Here is a 16567-nt window from a genome sequence, read left to right as displayed (position 1 = left end):
CGCCCCGAGTCCGTCGGACCCGGGGCGCCGCCCTCGTACGCGTACAAGACGCCAGGCTCAGCCCTCGCTGACGCCCAGCTTCTCCAGGATGAGGTCCTTCACGCGCGCCGCGTCCGCCTGGCCGCGGGTCGCCTTCATGACCGCGCCGACCAGCGCGCCGACCGCCGCGACCTTGCCGCCGCGGATCTTGTCGGCGATGCCCGCGTTGGCCGCGATGGCCTCGTCGACGGCCGTGCCGAGCGCACCCTCGTCGGAGACGACCTTCAGGCCGCGCTTCTCGACGACCTCGTCCGGACCGCCCTCGCCGGCGAGGACACCCTCGATGACCTGGCGGGCCAGCTTGTCGGTGAGGTCGCCGGAGGCCACCAGCTCGGTCACCCGGGCGACCTGCGCCGGGGTGATCGGCAGCTCGTCCAGGGCCGTGCCCGACTCGTTGGCGGAACGGGCCAGCTCGCCCATCCACCACTTGCGGGCCTGGTCCGACGGAGCGCCCGCCTCCGTGGTCGCGACGATCAGGTCGACCGCGCCCGCGTTGAGGATCGACTGCATGTCGTGCTCCGAGACGCCCCACTCCTCACGGAGGCGGTTGCGGCGCACGCGCGGCAGCTCGGGCAGTCCGGCACGCAGCTCCTCGACCCACTCGCGGGCCGGGGCGACGGGGACGAGGTCGGGCTCCGGGAAGTACCGGTAGTCCTCGGCGTTGTCCTTGATCCGGCCGGAGGTGGTGGAGCCGTCGTCCTCGTGGAAGTGACGGGTCTCCTGCACGATGGTGCCGCCGGAGGTGAGCACGGCCGCGTGGCGCATGATCTCGTAGCGGGCCGCGCGCTCCACCGAACGGAGCGAGTTGACGTTCTTCGTCTCCGAACGCGTGCCGAAGACCTTGGTGCCGTGGGGGCGCAGCGACAGGTTCACGTCGCAGCGCATCTGGCCCTTGTCCATCCGCGCCTCGGAGACACCGAGGGCGCGGATCAGCTCGCGCAGCTCGGCGACGTACGCCTTGGCGACCTCGGGGGCCCGCTCGCCCGCGCCCTCGATGGGCTTGGTGACGATCTCGATGAGCGGGATGCCGGCCCGGTTGTAGTCGAGCAGCGAGTGCGAGGCGCCGTGGATCCGGCCCGTCGCGCCGCCGATGTGCGTCGACTTGCCGGTGTCCTCCTCCATGTGGGCGCGCTCGATCTCCACGCGGAAGATCTCCCCGTCCTCCAGCTGGACGTCCAGATAGCCGTTGAAGGCGATCGGCTCGTCGTACTGCGAGGTCTGGAAGTTCTTCGGCATGTCCGGATAGAAGTAGTTCTTCCGGGCGAAGCGGCACCACTCGGCGATCTCGCAGTTCAGCGCGAGACCGATCTTGACGGCCGACTCGACGCCGATCGCGTTGACGACCGGGAGCGAGCCGGGCAGGCCGAGGCAGGTCGGGCACGTCTGCGAGTTGGCGTCCGCGCCCAGCTCGGTCGAGCAGCCGCAGAACATCTTCGTCTTCGTACCGAGTTCGACATGGACCTCCAGGCCCATGACGGGGTCGTACGCAGCGAGCGCCGCGTCGTACGACAGTAGTTCAGTGACAGTCACGGTGAGACTTTCCCTCTCAGCCCAGCAGGACGTCGTCGTCGCCCAGGCGCTTCAGCTCCCGGTAGAGGATCGCCAGGCCGGTCACGATGGCGGCGGCGGACACGGCGGCGTCGATCAGCCGCAGGGTGTCGTTGTCGTTGCGGGCCAGCTTGGCCTGCTTCGCGACGCTGACCGCGCCGAACGCGGTCGTCGCCAGCGAGACGTAGACGCCGGTCTTGGACTTCTTGAAGTTCTTGGCCTTCTTTGCCATGGCACTCATAGCGACGGAGCCTCCTCAAGCAGCGGGTGGCCCCACTTTTCCACGAAGGCGGCCTCGACGGCGGCGCCGACCTTGTACAGCCGGTCGTCCTTCATGGCGGGGGCGATGATCTGCAGGCCGACCGGCAGGCCGTCCTCCGGCGCGAGACCGCAGGGCAGCGACATGGCGGCGTTGCCGGCCAGGTTGGTCGGGATGGTGCACAGGTCCGCGAGGTACATCGCCATCGGGTCGTCGGCGCGCTCGCCGATCGGGAAGGCGGTGGTGGGCGTCGTCGGGGAGACGATCACGTCCACCTGCTCGAAGGCCTGCTCGAACTCGCGGGTGATGAGCGTACGGACCTTCTGCGCCGAGCCGTAGTACGCGTCGTAGTAACCGGAGCTGAGCGCGTACGTACCGAGGATGATGCGGCGCTTGACCTCGTCGCCGAAGCCGGCCTCACGGGTGAGGGCGGTGACGTCCTCGGCCGACCGGGTGCCGTCGTCGCCGACGCGCAGGCCGTAGCGCATGGCGTCGAAGCGGGCCAGGTTGGAGGAGCACTCGGACGGCGCGATCAGGTAGTACGCCGAAAGAGCGAGGTCGAAGGTCGGGCAGTCCAGCTCGACGATCTCGGCGCCCAGCTCCTTGAGGAGCTCGACCGACTCGTCGAAGCGCTGCACGACACCGGCCTGGTAGCCCTCGCCGCGGAACTGCTTGACGACACCGACGCGCATGCCGGCGACGGAGCCGTTGCGGGCGGCCTCGACGACCGGCGGGACCGGGGCGTCGATGGAGGTCGAGTCCAGCGGGTCGTGCCCGGCGATCGCCTCGTGCAGCAGGGCCGCGTCCAGGACCGTACGGGCGCAGGGGCCGCCCTGGTCGAGGGAGGAGGAGAAGGCCACCATGCCGAAGCGGGAGACGCCGCCGTAGGTCGGCTTGACGCCGACGGTGCCGGTGACGGCGGCGGGCTGGCGGATCGAGCCGCCGGTGTCCGTGCCGATGGCGAGGGGGGCCTCGTACGCGGCGAGGGCGGCGGAGGAGCCACCGCCGGAGCCGCCGGGGATCCGGGTGAGGTCCCAGGGGTTGCCCGTGGGGCCGTACGCGCTGTTCTCGGTGGAGGACCCCATGGCGAACTCGTCCATGTTGGTCTTGCCGAGGATGACGACGTCGGCGGCCTGGAGGTTCTTCACCAGGGTCGCGTCGTACGGCGGGATCCAGCCTTCGAGGATCTTCGAACCGACGGTCGTCGGCATGCCGGACGTGGTGAAGATGTCCTTGAGCGCCAGCGGCACACCGGCGAGCGGGCCGAGCTTCTCGCCCTTGGCGCGCTTCTCGTCCACGGCGCGGGCCTGGGCGAGGGCGCCCTCGCGGTCGACGTGCAGGAAGGCGTGGACCTTCTCGTCGACGGCCTCGATCCTGGCGAGGTGGGCCTCGGTGACCTCGACGGCGGTGAGCTCGCCGGAGGCGATCTTCGCGGCGATCTCGGCGGCCGTGAGCTTGATGATGGTGCTGTCCGTCATGTGATTAGTCCTCCCCCAGGATCTGCGGCACCTTGAAACGCTGCTGCTCCTGGGCCGGGGCGCCGGAGAGCGCCTGCTCGGGGGTGAGCGACGGACGGACCTCGTCCGCGCGCATGACGTTCGTCAGCGGCAGCGGGTGGGAGGTCGGCGGTACGTCTTGGTCGGCGACCTCGGAGACGCGGGCGACCGCGCCGATGATGTCGTCGAGCTGACCGGCGAAGTGATCGAGCTCTTCGCCCTTCAGCTCCAGACGCGCCAGCCGTGCGAGGTGGGCGACCTCCTCGCGCGTGATGCCAGGCATGCGATCCTCACGGGTGAGTTTGATGGTGTTGGCCCAATCCTATGGGGACCGCACCGCTACCCGTGAAACGGTTTGCCCGCCGCTCGCCGCGCGGCTACTGCACCACCTGGCCGGAGGGCTGGTCCAGGTCCACCGCCGCGGCCGCCTCGGCGGCCTGCATCGCGGCCTCCTCCGAGGGCCGGCGCCAGCCGTGCTCGCCCCGGGCGCGCAGCCAGGCCGTGGTCTCGGCGGGCGGCATCGCGGCGGCGACCAGCCAGCCCTGCACGGCGTCGCAGCCCAGGTCGCGCAGGCGCTCCCAGGTCTCGTCGTCCTCGACGCCCTCGGCGACCACGAGCAGGCCGAGCGAGTGGGCGAGGTCGAGCGTGCAGCGGACGATCTCGGCGTCCTCCGCGTCGACGGCGAGCCGGGCCACGAAGGAACGGTCGATCTTCAGCTCGCTCACCGGCAGGCGCCGCAGGTGGACGAGGGAGGAGTAGCCCGTACCGAAGTCGTCCAGGGACATCTTCACGCCGTGGCCGGTCAGGCCCGCCATGGTGTCGGCGGCGCGCTGCGGGTCCTCCAGGAGCACGTGCTCCGTTATCTCCAGCTGAAGCGCACCCGCGGGGACGCCGTGCCGGGCCAGGCGGGCGGCGACCGCCCCGGCGAAGCCCGGGGTGTGGACGTCGCGCGGCGAGACGTTGACGGCCACAGGAACGTTCAACCCCTGGGCACGCCACCGGGCCACCTGCGCGAGCGCGGTCTCCAGGACGTACTCGGTGAGGTGCGGCATCAGGCCCGAGGACTCGGCGATGGCGATGAACTCGTCCGGGGGGACCCGGCCGCGCTCCGGGTGCACCCAGCGGACCAGAGCCTCCAGGCCGGCGACCTGTCCGTCGAAGCGGACCTTGGGCTGGTAGTGGAGCTCGACCTCGCCGGCGTCCAGGGCGCGCCGCAGGTCGCCGAGGAGCCCGAGCCGGTCGGGGGTGTTGGAGTCGCGCTTGGACTCGTACACCTCCACGCCCGTACGGTCCCGCTTCGCCTGGTACATCGCGACGTCGGCGCGGCGCAGCAGGCCCTCGGCGTCGAGCGCGTGGTCGGGGAAGACGGCGACGCCGGCACTGGCCTCCAGGACGAGGGTCAGCCCGTCGAGATCGAGCGGCGAGGAGAGTGCGGCGACCAGGTGCCGGGCGACGCGCTGGGCGCTGGTGGTGGAGTCGGCGGTGGGGAGCAGGACGGCGAACTCGTCGCCGCCGAGCCGCGCGGCCTCCGCTCCGCGCGGGAGGGCGAGCTTGAGCCGCTCGGCGATCTGGAGCAGCAGCCGGTCTCCGGCGAGGTGCCCGAGCGTGTCGTTGACCGATCGGAAACGGTCGAGGTCGATCAGGACGAGGGCGGAGCGGACGCCCTCCCCCTCGGCCTCCTCCAGCGCGGTCCAGGCCCGCTCCAGGAGCCACTGCCGGTTCGGCAGACCGGTGAGCGGGTCCTTCAGCTGCTCCTCGGCGCGGGCGCGGGCGATCCACAGGGTGGAGTCGAGGGCGATGAGCGGGACCGCGAAGAGCGGCAGCAGCAGCGGCTGGGAGACGGCGACGACGCAGATCAGCGGGGCGATGCCGAGCAGCGCGACGGCGACCAGACCCTGCCGGAGCAGGGCGGTGCGGGCGACGGTCGGCAGGCCGCCGCCCCGGGGCGAGAGGACGTACCACAGAAGGAGCCTGGTCACCACGAGATAGGTGACGGCGGCGAGCGCGACTTCCGGGATGTCGGCGATGCCCCAGTCGGGTGGCTGCCAGGGGTCCTCGACGGTGGGGACGTCGCCGAAGGCGGCGAGGATCAGGGCGGCGGCGCCGACGCCGAGGACGTCCACGGAGCCGTGCAGGAGGCCCTGGCGCCAGCGGTGGCGGCGGGCCGCGCCGACGAGGACGACGACGGCCATGGAGACGAGGCCCGCGGGCACCCAGCCGTAGAGGAGCAGGACGGCGAGGGTGAGGGCGGCGCCTGAGCCGGTGCCGCCCCACCAGCGGTCCCGGCCGAGGGCGACCAGGTGTCCGACGATGAATCCGGTGAGGACGGCCAGGGACCAGCCCTCGGCGCCGCCGGGAAAGAGTCCGTGGCCGGCGCTCACGGCCCGGTAGATCCCGGTGGCGAGGACGACGGCGGCGAGGCCGACCACGGCTCCGGGCAGCCCGGAGGTGATCGCCACGCAGGCCTCGCGGCCACGCTCCCGCGAGAGCGGGGCGGCGGCACTCTCGGTCGGTTTCATTCCGTCCCTCTCACAGCCGGCGGTGCCGATGCAACGCGATGGGCCGTTGTCATGCCGCCACGACCGGCAGAGCCCCACGCAGCCGTGCGCGACAGACGCACGAACACCACACTAGGCCGCGGAGCGCTCCGACGGGCAGCGCTCTCCATGTCTTGCCCGAATGCGAACGGCCCACCCCTCACGATCTGGTATGCGCCGAACGGGTGACGCCGGCGGGGCCGCCCGCGAGCGCCCCCTTCGGCTACCCGGCGACCGGGACCGCCGCCTCCCGAGCGGCTTCGGGCCCCTGTTCGAGCAGCACCGCGAAGCCGTCCTCGTCCAGAACCGGAACCTTCAGCTGCATCGCCTTGTCGTACTTGGACCCCGGGTTCTCGCCCACGACGACGAAGTCGGTCTTCTTCGAAACGGAACCGGTCACCTTCGCGCCACGGCTCTGGAGGGACTCTTTTGCGCCATCCCTGGTGAAGTTCTGCAGGGTGCCGGTGACGACGACCGTGAGACCTTCCAGCGGACGCGGCCCCTCGTCCTCGCCCGCGCCCTCCTCCTCCAACAGCACCCCGGCCGCGCGCCACTTGCGCACGATCTCGCGGTGCCACTCCTCGGAGAACCAGTCCTTCACGGCGGCGGCGATGATGCCGCCGACCCCGTCGACGGCGGCGAGCTCCTCCTCGCTCGCCTGCTCGATCCGGTCCAGCGAGCGGAACTCGCGGGCGAGCGCCTGGGCGGCGACCGGGCCCACATGGCGGATCGAGAGCCCGTTGATGAACCGGGCCAGCGGACGGGTCTTGGCCGCCTCGATGTTGGCCAGCATGGCAAGCGCGTTCTTCTTCGGCTCGCCCTTCTGGTTGGCGAAGACCGTGACGACCTTCTCCTCGCCGGTCTTCGGGTCCCGCTTGGGCAGGCCGCTGTCCGGGTCGAGGACGTACGCCTTGATCGGCAGGAGCCGGTCGATGGTGAGGTCGAAGAGGTCGCCCTCGTCGACGAGCGGCGGGGATGGGGGTGCCCCCTGCTCGAGCGAAGCCGAGAGCTTGGGGGACGGCGGAAGGGGGTTGGTGAGCGCCGCGGCGGCCACCGAGCCGAAGTTCTCGATGTCCAGGCACTCGCGGCCCGCCAGGTAGAAGAGCCGCTCACGCAGCTGGGCGGGGCAGGTCCGCGCGTTGGGACAGCGCAGATCGATGTCGCCCACCTTCATGGGCTTCAGCGGCGTCCCGCACTCGGGGCACTCGGTGGGCATCACGAACTCCCGCTCGGTGCCGTCCCGCAGGTCGGCGACCGGGCCGAGGATCTCCGGGATGACGTCACCGGCCTTGCGCAGCACGACCGTGTCGCCGATCAGCACACCCTTGGCCTTCACCACCTCCTGGTTGTGCAGGGTGGCGAACTCGACCTCGGAACCGGCCACCGTCACCGGCTCGACCTGGGCGTACGGAGTGACCCGTCCCGTCCGGCCGACGCCGACCTTGATGTCGACCAGCTTGGTGTTGACCTCCTCCGGCGCGTACTTCCAGGCGATCGCCCAGCGCGGGGCGCGCGCGGTGGAGCCCAGTCGGCCCTGGAGCGGGATCTCGTCCAGCTTGACGACGACGCCGTCGATCTCGTGCTCCACCGAGTGCCGGTTCTCACCGAAGTACGCGATGAACTCCCTTACGCCCTCCAGGGAGTCGACCACCTTGTTGTGCCGGGCGGTCGGCAGGCCCCACTCGCGCAGCAGGTCGTACGCCTCGCTGAGGCGGTCGATGGCGAGGCCCTCGCGGGCGCCGATGCCGTGGACGACCATGCGGAGCGGGCGGGTCGCGGTGACCTTCGGGTCCTTCTGGCGCAGCGAACCGGCCGCCGCGTTGCGCGGGTTGGCGAAGGGCTTGTCGCCGGCCTCGACCAGGCGGGCGTTGAGCCCCTGGAAGGCCTCCATCGGGAAGAAGACCTCGCCGCGGATCTCGACGAGCGCGGGGACGCGATCGCCGCGGAGCCGGTCCGGGATGTCCGCGATCGTACGGACGTTGGGCGTGATGTCCTCGCCGGTCCGGCCGTCCCCCCGGGTGGCGGCGCGGGTCAGCCGGCCGTCCTCGTACGTCAGGTTGACCGCGAGGCCGTCGACCTTGAGCTCGCACAGCAGGTGGTAGTCGGGGGTGCCGACGTCACGGGCGATCCGCTCGGCCCAGGCGGCCAGTTCCAGGTCGTCGAAGGCGTTGTCGAGGGAGAGCATGCGCTCCCGGTGCTCGACGGCCGTGAACTCCGTTTCGTACTGCCCGGCGACCTTCTGCGTCGGCGAGTCCGGCGTGCGCAGCTCGGGGTACTCCTCCTCCAGCGCCTCCAGGGCGCGCAGGAGCTTGTCGAACTCGCCGTCGCTGATGACCGGCTGGTCCTTCACGTAGTACCGGAAGCGGTGCTCCTCGACCTGCTCGGCCAGGTCCGCGTGCTTCTCCCGTGCCTCGGCGGGCAGGGCCCCCTGTTCGACTGCCACCGTTCCTCGTCCTCCCGTTGCCTCTGACCCCATCACTCAGGGTTGTCCGCGAGCGATCTCGCCGCCCGGGCGCAGTGGGCGAGGGCCGCCCGGGCATACGCGGGCGAAGCACCCGCGAGCCCGCACGTCGGGGTGACCACGACGGACTCGGCGAGAGTCCCCGGATTCAGCCCCAGCCTGCGCCACAGCGACCTGACACCCATGACGCTACCGCCCGGGTCCGACAATGCCGCGTCGGTGGACGGCACCACGCCCACGAAGAGCTTGGTGCCGGACTCGACGGCCTCGCCGATGGGCTCCTCGTCACGTTCGGTGAGGAGCCCGAAGTCGAACGAGACCGCGTCGACGCCGGCCCGCCGCAGCAGCCCGAACGGCACGTCGGGGGCGCAGGAGTGGACGGCGACCGGGCCGTCGTGGACCGCGAACACCTCGCGCAGGGCGCTCTCGACGACCTGCCGGTCGACGGCGCGGTACGTGCGGTAGCCGCTGGCGGTACGGACCTGGCCGCGCAGGACCGCGGTGAGGGAGGGCTCGTCGAGCTGGAGGACGAGCCGGGCGCCGGGGATCCGCTTGCGGAGCTCGGCGAGGTGGACGCCGAGGCCCTCGGCGAGGGAGCCCACGAGGTCCCGGCAGGCGCCGGGGTCGCCGAGGGCGGCCTCGCCGCCGCGCAGCTCCAGGGCGGCCGCGAGCGTCCAGGGGCCGACGGCCTGGACCTTGAGCGGGCCTTCGTAGCCCTGGGTGAACTCCTCCAGGGCGTCGAGGTCCTCGCCGAGCCAGGAGCGGGCGCGCCGGGTGTCCCGGCCGGGCCGGTCGCTGATCCGCCAGCCGCTGGGCTCCACGTGCGCGTACATGTCGACGAGCAGACCGATGGTCCGCCCGATCATGTCGGCGCCCGGCCCACGGGCGGGCAGTTCGGCGAGGAAGGGGAAGTCCTCGAAGCTGCCGGTGACGGTCTTGGCGGCCTCCCGGGCGTCGCCCCCGGGCAGGGAGCCGACGCCGGTGGCGGGGCCCCAGACGAACTTCTGGTTCTCGGTCACCGTTCCTACCGTCCCGGACGGACGGTCAGGTCGTTGATCTCCGCGTCGCGCGGCAGATCGACGGCCGTCAGGATCGCGGTCGCCACCGACTCGGGGTCGATCCACCGCGAGGGGTCGTACTCCTTGCCCTCCTGCGCGTGCACCTTCGCCTGCATGGGGCTCGCGGTGCGGCCCGGGTAGACCGAGGTGACCCGCACGCCGTTGCCGTGCTCCTCGTGGCGCAGGGAGTCGGCGAGCGCCTTGAGCCCGTGCTTGGAGGCGGCGTACGCGCTCCACTCGGCGTGGGCGTTGAGCCCGGCGCCGGAGTTCACGAAGACCACGTGGCCCTGGGAGACCCGCAGCTGGGGCAGGAAGTGCCGGGTCAGCTCGGCGGGGGCGATCAGGTTGACGTTGAGCTGGTGCCGCCAGGTCTTGGGGGTGAGGTCCCCGACCGGCCCCAGATCGACCACGCCCGCGATGTGCAGCAGCGTGTCGACCCGCTCGGGCATGCTCTGGTGCGAGAACGCCCACGAGAGCCGATCGGGATCGGCGAGGTCCCCGACGAGGGTCCGGGCCCCCGGAAACTCGGCGGCCAGCTCCTTCGCCCGCCCCGCGTCGCGCGCGTGCAGCACGAGCTCGTCCCCGCGCGCGTGGAGCCTGCGGGCGACCGCCGCGCCGATGCCGGAACCCGCCCCGGTGATCACATGTGTAGCCATGGGCACCATGCTCGCATCACCGTGCGGCGATCGACTCCTCCAGGTAGGCGAGAGCCGAGCCCGCTTCGTCGGCGAAGAAGACCAGGTCCGTGAGGGGAAGCGGGAGGAAGCCCTCGGCCTCCATGCGGTGGAACTGGGTCTTCAGGCCGTCGTAGAAGCCCGCGGTGTTCAAGAGGACCACGGGCTTCGTGTGCTTGCCGTGCTTGCGCAGCTCCAGGACCTCGGTGGCCTCGTCGAGGGTGCCGGTACCCCCGACCATGATCACGATCGCGTCCGACTTGGCCAGCAGGAGGGCCTTGCGTTCGGCGAGGTCCTTGGCGAAGACCATCTGATCCGCGTCCGGGCGGGCCTTGGCCGCGAGGAACTCGACGGAGACGCCGACGAGCCGACCGCCCGCCTCCTGGACGCCGTCCGCGACGACCTTCATCAGACCGACGTCCGAACCGCCCCACACCAGGGTGTGGCCCGCCTTGCCGAGGCGCTCGGCGAAGTCGCGGGCGGGGGCGGTGTAGCGCTCGTCGAGATCGGCGGCGGAGAGGAAGACGCAGATGTTCATGGGCACCACCGTATCCGTCGCCGCGCTGACCTCGGCTTTCAAGACTTCTTCGGATTTTCCCTCCGCTTTTCCCTCTGCCGCCGATGAGTTCCGGGGGCGCGGCCGGTCAGCACTCCCATGGACGAGATGAGCGGCACTCTGAGCAGGGTCCGGGGGCGGGTCAGGTCCGCCGACGGGACGGCGATCGCGTACGAGCGACTCGGGGAGGGGGCGCCGGTGATCCTGGTGAGCGGCGCCCTCGGCACGGGCGCGACCGAGCGGCCGCTCGCCGACCTTCTCGCGCCGCGCCACGCGGTCGTGACGTACGACCGGCGGGGGCGCGGCGGGAGCGGTGACACCGGGCCGTACGGCGTGGAGCGCGAGATCGAGGATCTCGCCGCGCTGATCGGCGAGGTGGGCGGCCGTGCCTTCGTCCACGGCGTCTCCTCGGGCGGGGCGCTCGCGCTCGCCGCCGCCGAGGCCGGTGTGGCGGTGGAGCGGCTGTCGGTCTTCGAGCCGCCGTTCTCGGTGGAGGCGGGGGCCCGGGAGGCGTTCGCGGCGCGGCGGCGCCGGCTGGCCGGTCTGCTGGAGAGGGGGCAGCGCGGCGCCGCCCTGGAACTGTTCCTGGCCGAGGCGCCGCAAGCGGGACCGGCGCTGCCGCAGCTGGAGGCCGTCGCGCACACTCTCGCGTACGACCACGCGGTCCTGGGCGACGGGACCGTGCCGGCCGCGCGGCTCGGGCGGGTCCACGCGCGCGTGCTGGTCGTGGACGGCGGCGCGAGCCCGGCCGGGACGCGCCGCGCGGCCATGGAGGTCTCGACGGCCCTCCCCCGGGGCCGCCACCGCACCCTGACGGGCCAGACCCACCAGGTGGCGCCGCACGTGCTGGCGCCGGTCCTGGCGGACTTCTTCGAGGAGGAGTGACCCGGGGCGCCTTGAGACGGACGGCCCTTGGCTGGACGCCCTTGAGTGCCACGGCCCTCAGCCGGAGGCCTCGAGCCGGAGGCCTGGAGCCGGAGGCCTGGAGCCGGAGCCCGTGAGCCGGTGAGCCCGTGAGTCCGTGAGCCGGTGAGCCCGTGAGCCCGTGAGCCGGTGAGTCCGTGAGTCCGTGAGTCCGTGAGTCCGTGAGCCAGTAAGTCCGGCGGGCCCTACGCCGTCGCCGGCTCCGTGCGTCGTACCGTCGTCGCGATCGTCGCCGAGCCCACCACGCGCGTGCCGTCGTACAGCACGATCGCCTGCCCCGGGGCCACGCCCCGGACCGGCTCGTCGAAGGTGACCGTCAGTTCGCCGTCCTCCAGCGCCGCCGTCACCGCCGTCTCGCCGCCGTGGGCGCGCAGCTGGGCGGTGTAGCGGCCGGAGCCCTCGGGAGCCGTGCCGCACCAGCGGGGCTTGATCGCGGTCAGGCCGGTGACGTCGAGCGCCTCGACCGGGCCGACCGTCACCGTGTTGTTGACGGGCGAGATGTCCAGGACGTAGCGCGGCTTGCCGTCCGGCGCCGGGTGGCCGATCCGCAGGCCCTTGCGCTGGCCGATGGTGAAGCCGTACGCACCTTCGTGGGTGCCCACCTTCGCCCCCGACTCGTCGACGATGTCGCCCTCCGCGCGGCCGAGCCGGGAGGCAAGGAAGCCCTGGGTGTCGCCGTCGGCGATGAAGCAGATGTCGTGGCTGTCGGGCTTCTTCGCCACCGCGAGCCCGCGCCGCTCCGCCTCCGCCCGGATCTCGTCCTTGGTGGTGAGGGTGTCGCCCAGCGGGAACATCGCGTGCGCGAGCTGCTTCTCGTCCAGGACACCGAGGACGTACGACTGGTCCTTGGCCATGTCGGAGGCCCGGTGCAGCTCCCGCGTACCGTCCTCGTTCAGCACGACCGTGGCGTAGTGGCCGGTGCACACCGCGTCGAAGCCGAGCGCGAGCGCCTTGTCGAGCAGCGCCGCGAACTTGATCTTCTCGTTGCAGCGCAGGCACGGGTTGGGCGTGCGGCCCGCCTCGTACTCCGCGACGAAGTCGTCCACGACGTCCTCGCGGAACCGCTCGGCGAGGTCCCAGACGTAGAAGGGGATGCCGATGACGTCCGCCGCCCGGCGGGCGTCACGCGAGTCCTCGATGGTGCAACAGCCGCGCGCACCGGTACGGAAGGACTGCGGGTTCGCGGAGAGCGCGAGGTGGACGCCGGTGACGTCGTGCCCGGCTTCGGCGGCCCTGGCGGCGGCGACGGCGGAGTCGACCCCGCCCGACATGGCGGCAAGGACACGGAGGCGGCGCTGGGGAGTCTCAGTCATAGCCCTACCAGGGTACGGGGCTCCGGGAACCACGGTCGCGTGAGTAAGCGTTGTCCTGCACATGGGGAGCGAGAAGAAGCGGGGGGTGGGGCGGCGCGCCGTCCTGCTCGGGGGCGGCGCGGCCGTTCTCGGTACGGCGGCGCTGGCCCGCGACGAGCTGGCGCGTGCCTGGTGGCGGCTGCCCGGCACGGAGCGGGACCGGGTCGAGGGCGAGCTCGACCACAAGGGCGCGGACTGGACGGCGGCCTCGCGGGCGAACTGGCGGCGGGCCGACCGGCCGGCCGACTTCACGATCGACCGGGTGGTGATCCATGTCGTCCAGGGCAGTTACGCGACCGCCCTGAAGGTCTTCAAGAACCCGGGGCACGGCGCCGCCACGCACTACGTGGTCCGCAAGGACGGTCATGTGGCGCAGATGATCCGCGAGCTCGACGTGGCGTTCCACGCCGGGAACCGGGACATGAACGAGCGGAGCGTCGGCATCGAGCACGAGGGCTTCGTCGACCGCCCGGAGGACTTCACGGCGGCGATGTACGCGTCGTCGGCGCGGCTGACGGCCGGGATCTGCGCGCGGTACGACCTGCCGGTCGACCGGAAGCACATCATCGGGCACGTGGAGGTGCCGGGGACGGACCACACGGACCCCGGTCCGCACTGGGACTGGGACCGGTACATGAAGCTGGTGCGGGAGGCGTCGAAGAAGCCGGCCTGATCCTTCTTCCCTCTTCCCTACCGGCCTGATCCGTCCTCCCTAGACCAGGCCCGCCGTCCTCGCCCGTTCCACCGCCGGGCCGATGGCCTCGGCGACGGCTGCCACGTCCGCCGTGGTGGAGGTGTGGCCGAGGGTGAAGCGCAGGGTGCCCCGGGCGAGGTCCGGGTCGGTGCCGGTGGCGAGCAGGACGTGGCTGGGCTGGGCCACACCGGCGGTGCAGGCGGAGCCGGTCGAGCACTCGATGCCCTGGGCGTCGAGGAGCAGGAGCAGGGAGTCGCCCTCGCAACCGGGGAAGGTGAAGTGGGCGTTGGCGGGGAGCCGGTCGACCGGGTCGCCGCCGAGGATCGCGTCGGGGACGGCGGCGCGGACGGCGGCCACCAGCTCGTCACGGAGGGCGCCGACCTCACGGGCGTACTCCTCGCGGCGCTCGGCGGCGAGCCGGCCGGCGACGGCGAACGCGGCGATGGCGGGCGCGTCCAGGGTGCCGGAGCGGACGTGGCGCTCCTGGCCGCCGCCGTGCAGGACGGGTACGGGGCTGTACTCACGGCCGAGGAGCAGCGCGCCGATGCCGTAGGGACCGCCGATCTTGTGGCCGGAGACGGTCAGCGCGGCGAGGCCGGAGGCGGCGAAGTCGACCGGGACCTGACCGAAGGCCTGGACGGCGTCGGAGTGCAGGGGTACGTCGAACTCGCGGGCGGCGTCGGCGAGTTCGCGTACCGGCATGATCGTGCCGATCTCGTTGTTCGCCCACATGACGGTGGCGAGTGCGACGGTCTCCGGCTCGCGGGCGATGGCCTCGCGCAGCGCGTCGGGGTGGACGCGGCCGTACCGGTCGACGGGCAGGTACTCGACGGTGGCGCCCTCGTGGGTGGCGAGCCAGTCCACGGCGTCGAGGACGGCGTGGTGCTCGACGGGGCTGGCGAGGACGCGGGTGCGGGCGGGGTCGGCGTCGCGGCGGGCCCAGTACAGGCCCTTGACGGCGAGGTTGTCGGCCTCCGTGCCGCCCGAGGTGAACACGACCTCGCTGGGGCGCGCGCCCAGGGCGGCGGCGAGGGTCTCGCGCGCCTCCTCGACGGTCCGCCGAGCGCGCCGCCCGGCCGCGTGCAGGGAGGAGGCGTTGCCCGTGACGGCGAGCTGGGCGGTCATCGCCTCGATCGCCTCGGGGAGCATGGGCGTGGTCGCGGCGTGGTCGAGGTAAGCCATGGTTTCTTGATTCTACGAGGGCGGTCCGGCACCTCGACTGCCTGGCCTGTTTACGCCACGGCCGACGGGGCTTCACGCCCTCTTCCCGCCCCTGCCGCCCGCCCGCCTCGCGCCCGCCTCACGCCCCGCCCGGCCGGACGTCAGCCGCGTGGTGCGCGGGCGAGTTGGCGGGACTGGGCGACGAGGCGGTCCGCGCTGTCCCAGACCTCGGCGTCCTCCTCCAGGAACCCGCCGGCGAGGTTACGGGTGGTGATGGCGACCCGCAGCGGGCCGGGGGCGGGGCGGCAGCGGACGTGCGTCGTCAGCTCGACGGTCGGGGTCCAGCCCTTCAGGCCCAGCTCGAAGGAGGTCGGCGGCAGGGCGTCGACGGTGAGGAGCAGCGAGAGCGCGTCGGGCTCACGGCCGTCGGCCAGGGCGAACCAGCCTCGCATCTCGCCCTTCCCCGACGGCGCGCCGATCGCCCAGCCGACGGTGGCCGGGTCGAGCTTGATGGCGAGGCGGTCGGTGATGGCGCTGGAGCCGGGGATGGGCGGCCGCGGGCCGTCGGCGGGGCCGAAGCACTGGTCGATGGGCGCGATGGCCGGGGGCGCCGCAGAGGTGCGGACGTCGTCGGTGAGCGCGTCGAGGTCGCCGTAGGAGGCGAGGACGCGGATGCGCTCGACCTCGGTGCCGTCCTCGGCGTACTGGAAGAGGGACGCCTGGCCGGTGGAGAGCGTGCGGCCGGTGCGGACGGTCTCCGTGCGGATCACCGCGGGACCGGGCACGGACGGCGTGAGGTAGTGCGCCGAGATCGTGAACGGGTCGGGGTGCGGGAGGTGGTCGCCGAGGGCGCGGCCGAGCAGGGCGAGGAGGTAGCCGCCGTTGACGGCGCTGATGATCGTCCAGCCGGCGGAGAGGTCGGCGTCGTAGACACCGGGGGCGCGGAGGGTGACGGCGGTGTCGCGGTCGAACTCGCTCGTCCCCGCGATCGTCTCGATGCTCGTGCTCATGGTCCGACGGTACAACAGGATGCTACTGAGCGGTAGCTTTTTCCGGCTCCTCGCGGGTGGAGGAACGGCGGTTCCAGGCGCGCGGCGCGCGCCAGTGGTAGCGCATGGCGAGCAGGCGCAGCACGAAGGCGGTGAGGACGGCGGCGCCGCTGGTGTAGGCGTTGAGGGCGTCGAAGCGGATGCAGAGGACGACCATCGTGGCGCCGACGATGGCGGGCACGGCGTAGAGGTCGCGGTCCCAGCGGAGGAGGGAGGGAACCTCGTTGGCGAGCACGTCGCGCAGGACACCGCCGCCGACGGCGGTCGCGAGGCCGAGTGCGGCGGAGGAGGTGAGGCCGAGGCCGTAGTCGTACGCCTTGGTGGTGCCGGTGACGGCGAAGAGGCCGAGACCGGCGGCGTCGAAGACGTTGACGGCGGTCTGGGTGCGCTCGACCTGGGGGTGGAGGAAGAAGACGAGCGCCGTGGCGACGAGCGGCATGAGGAAGTAGCCGAGGTCGGTGAAGGCGGCGGGGGGTACGGCGCCGATGATCAGGTCGCGGAGAAGGCCGCCGCCGAGGGCGGTGACCTCGGCGAGGACGGCGATGCCGAAGACGTCGAAGTTCTTGCGCACGGCGAGGAGGGCGCCGGAGATGGCGAAGACGAAGATGCCGACGAGGTCGAGGGCGTGTTGGACGTCGGGGCTGAAGAGATCGTGGACCACCGCCCAATTGTGACGGCAGCTACGCGCCGCCAGGGCCGCCGCCCGGCCTCGGCGGCTTCGCGCCGCGCATGGCGAGGCCCCAGCAGCCGCGGCGGGGA

At 72.4% G+C, this 16567-nt stretch carries 15 protein-coding genes; 2 read left to right on the top strand and 13 right to left on the bottom strand.

All coding sequences use genetic code 11. From position 1 onward, the window contains the following. Positions 1–57: 57 nt before the first annotated feature. The 9 genes from gatB to ACWF79_RS15685 all read right to left on the bottom strand — a co-directional run bounded on the left by gatB (position 58) and on the right by ACWF79_RS15685 (position 10610). Positions 58–1569 (bottom strand): Asp-tRNA(Asn)/Glu-tRNA(Gln) amidotransferase subunit GatB, encoded by a 1512-nt coding sequence (gene gatB / locus ACWF79_RS15725; RefSeq protein WP_453728669.1) that lies wholly within the window; start codon positions 1567–1569, stop codon positions 58–60. Positions 1570–1585: 16 nt separating this feature from the next. After that, positions 1586–1828 carry a hypothetical protein gene (locus tag ACWF79_RS15720; RefSeq protein WP_017236024.1) on the bottom strand — a complete coding sequence of 81 codons (243 nt, stop codon included), beginning with the start codon at positions 1826–1828 and terminating at the stop codon, positions 1586–1588. Further along, entirely contained in the window at positions 1825–3324 is a 1500-nt protein-coding gene (gatA, locus tag ACWF79_RS15715; protein ID WP_453728668.1) for an Asp-tRNA(Asn)/Glu-tRNA(Gln) amidotransferase subunit GatA, read from the bottom strand. Before gatA ends, ACWF79_RS15720 begins: the two co-directional genes overlap by 4 nt. A 4-nt stretch (positions 3325–3328) precedes the next feature. Further along, a complete protein-coding gene (gene gatC / locus ACWF79_RS15710) occupies positions 3329–3625 on the bottom strand; it encodes an Asp-tRNA(Asn)/Glu-tRNA(Gln) amidotransferase subunit GatC (RefSeq protein WP_015036350.1) in 297 nt (98 codons plus the stop codon). Between the two features lie 94 nt (positions 3626–3719). Next, entirely contained in the window at positions 3720–5861 is a 2142-nt protein-coding gene (locus ACWF79_RS15705) for a putative bifunctional diguanylate cyclase/phosphodiesterase (RefSeq protein WP_453728667.1), read from the bottom strand. A gap of 241 nt (positions 5862–6102) precedes the next feature. Further along, positions 6103–8322: an NAD-dependent DNA ligase LigA gene (ligA, locus tag ACWF79_RS15700; protein WP_453728666.1), complete on the bottom strand. Its 2220-nt coding sequence runs from the start codon at positions 8320–8322 to the stop codon at positions 6103–6105. A 32-nt stretch (positions 8323–8354) separates the two neighbouring features. Then, complete coding sequence (locus ACWF79_RS15695; RefSeq protein ID WP_453728665.1) at positions 8355–9359, bottom strand: methionine synthase; 1005 nt, start codon at positions 9357–9359, stop codon at positions 8355–8357. Positions 9360–9364: 5 nt separating this feature from the next. After that, positions 9365–10063: an SDR family oxidoreductase gene (locus ACWF79_RS15690; protein ID WP_453728664.1), complete on the bottom strand. Its 699-nt coding sequence runs from the start codon at positions 10061–10063 to the stop codon at positions 9365–9367. Positions 10064–10070: 7 nt separating this feature from the next. Beyond that, positions 10071–10610, bottom strand: coding sequence for an LOG family protein (locus ACWF79_RS15685; protein WP_453728663.1), 540 nt, complete (start codon positions 10608–10610; stop codon positions 10071–10073). Positions 10611–10727: 117 nt separating this feature from the next. On the opposite strand from ACWF79_RS15685, the gene ACWF79_RS15680 reads away from it, so the two are divergent. Continuing rightward, entirely contained in the window at positions 10728–11513 is a 786-nt protein-coding gene (locus ACWF79_RS15680; protein WP_453728662.1) for an alpha/beta fold hydrolase, read from the top strand. A gap of 224 nt (positions 11514–11737) precedes the next feature. Here ACWF79_RS15680 and mnmA read toward each other — a convergent pair whose 3' ends face one another. Further along, entirely contained in the window at positions 11738–12865 is a 1128-nt protein-coding gene (gene mnmA / locus ACWF79_RS15675; protein ID WP_453728661.1) for a tRNA 2-thiouridine(34) synthase MnmA, read from the bottom strand. A 61-nt stretch (positions 12866–12926) separates the two neighbouring features. Here mnmA and ACWF79_RS15670 point away from each other — a divergent pair, with 61 nt between their 5' ends. Then, on the top strand, positions 12927–13577 hold the full coding sequence (locus ACWF79_RS15670; RefSeq protein ID WP_453728660.1) for an N-acetylmuramoyl-L-alanine amidase: 651 nt from the start codon (positions 12927–12929) through the stop codon (positions 13575–13577). Between the two features lie 39 nt (positions 13578–13616). On the opposite strand, the gene ACWF79_RS15665 is transcribed toward ACWF79_RS15670, so the two are convergent. From ACWF79_RS15665 to ACWF79_RS15655, 3 genes are all read right to left on the bottom strand, one after another. Next, positions 13617–14780, bottom strand: coding sequence for a cysteine desulfurase family protein (locus ACWF79_RS15665; RefSeq protein WP_453728659.1), 1164 nt, complete (start codon positions 14778–14780; stop codon positions 13617–13619). 140 nt (positions 14781–14920) lie between these two features. Beyond that, positions 14921–15769 carry a thioesterase family protein gene (locus ACWF79_RS15660; RefSeq protein WP_453728658.1) on the bottom strand — a complete coding sequence of 283 codons (849 nt, stop codon included), beginning with the start codon at positions 15767–15769 and terminating at the stop codon, positions 14921–14923. A 22-nt stretch (positions 15770–15791) separates the two neighbouring features. After that, a complete protein-coding gene (locus tag ACWF79_RS15655; RefSeq protein WP_453728657.1) occupies positions 15792–16469 on the bottom strand; it encodes a trimeric intracellular cation channel family protein in 678 nt (225 codons plus the stop codon). Between the last annotated feature and the right edge of the window lie 98 nt (positions 16470–16567).

It is taken from the genome of Streptomyces sp. NPDC054975 (assembly GCF_053609105.1).
Note: the sequence above shows the minus strand (reverse complement) of the source record. Positions and strands in the feature narration are given on the sequence as shown.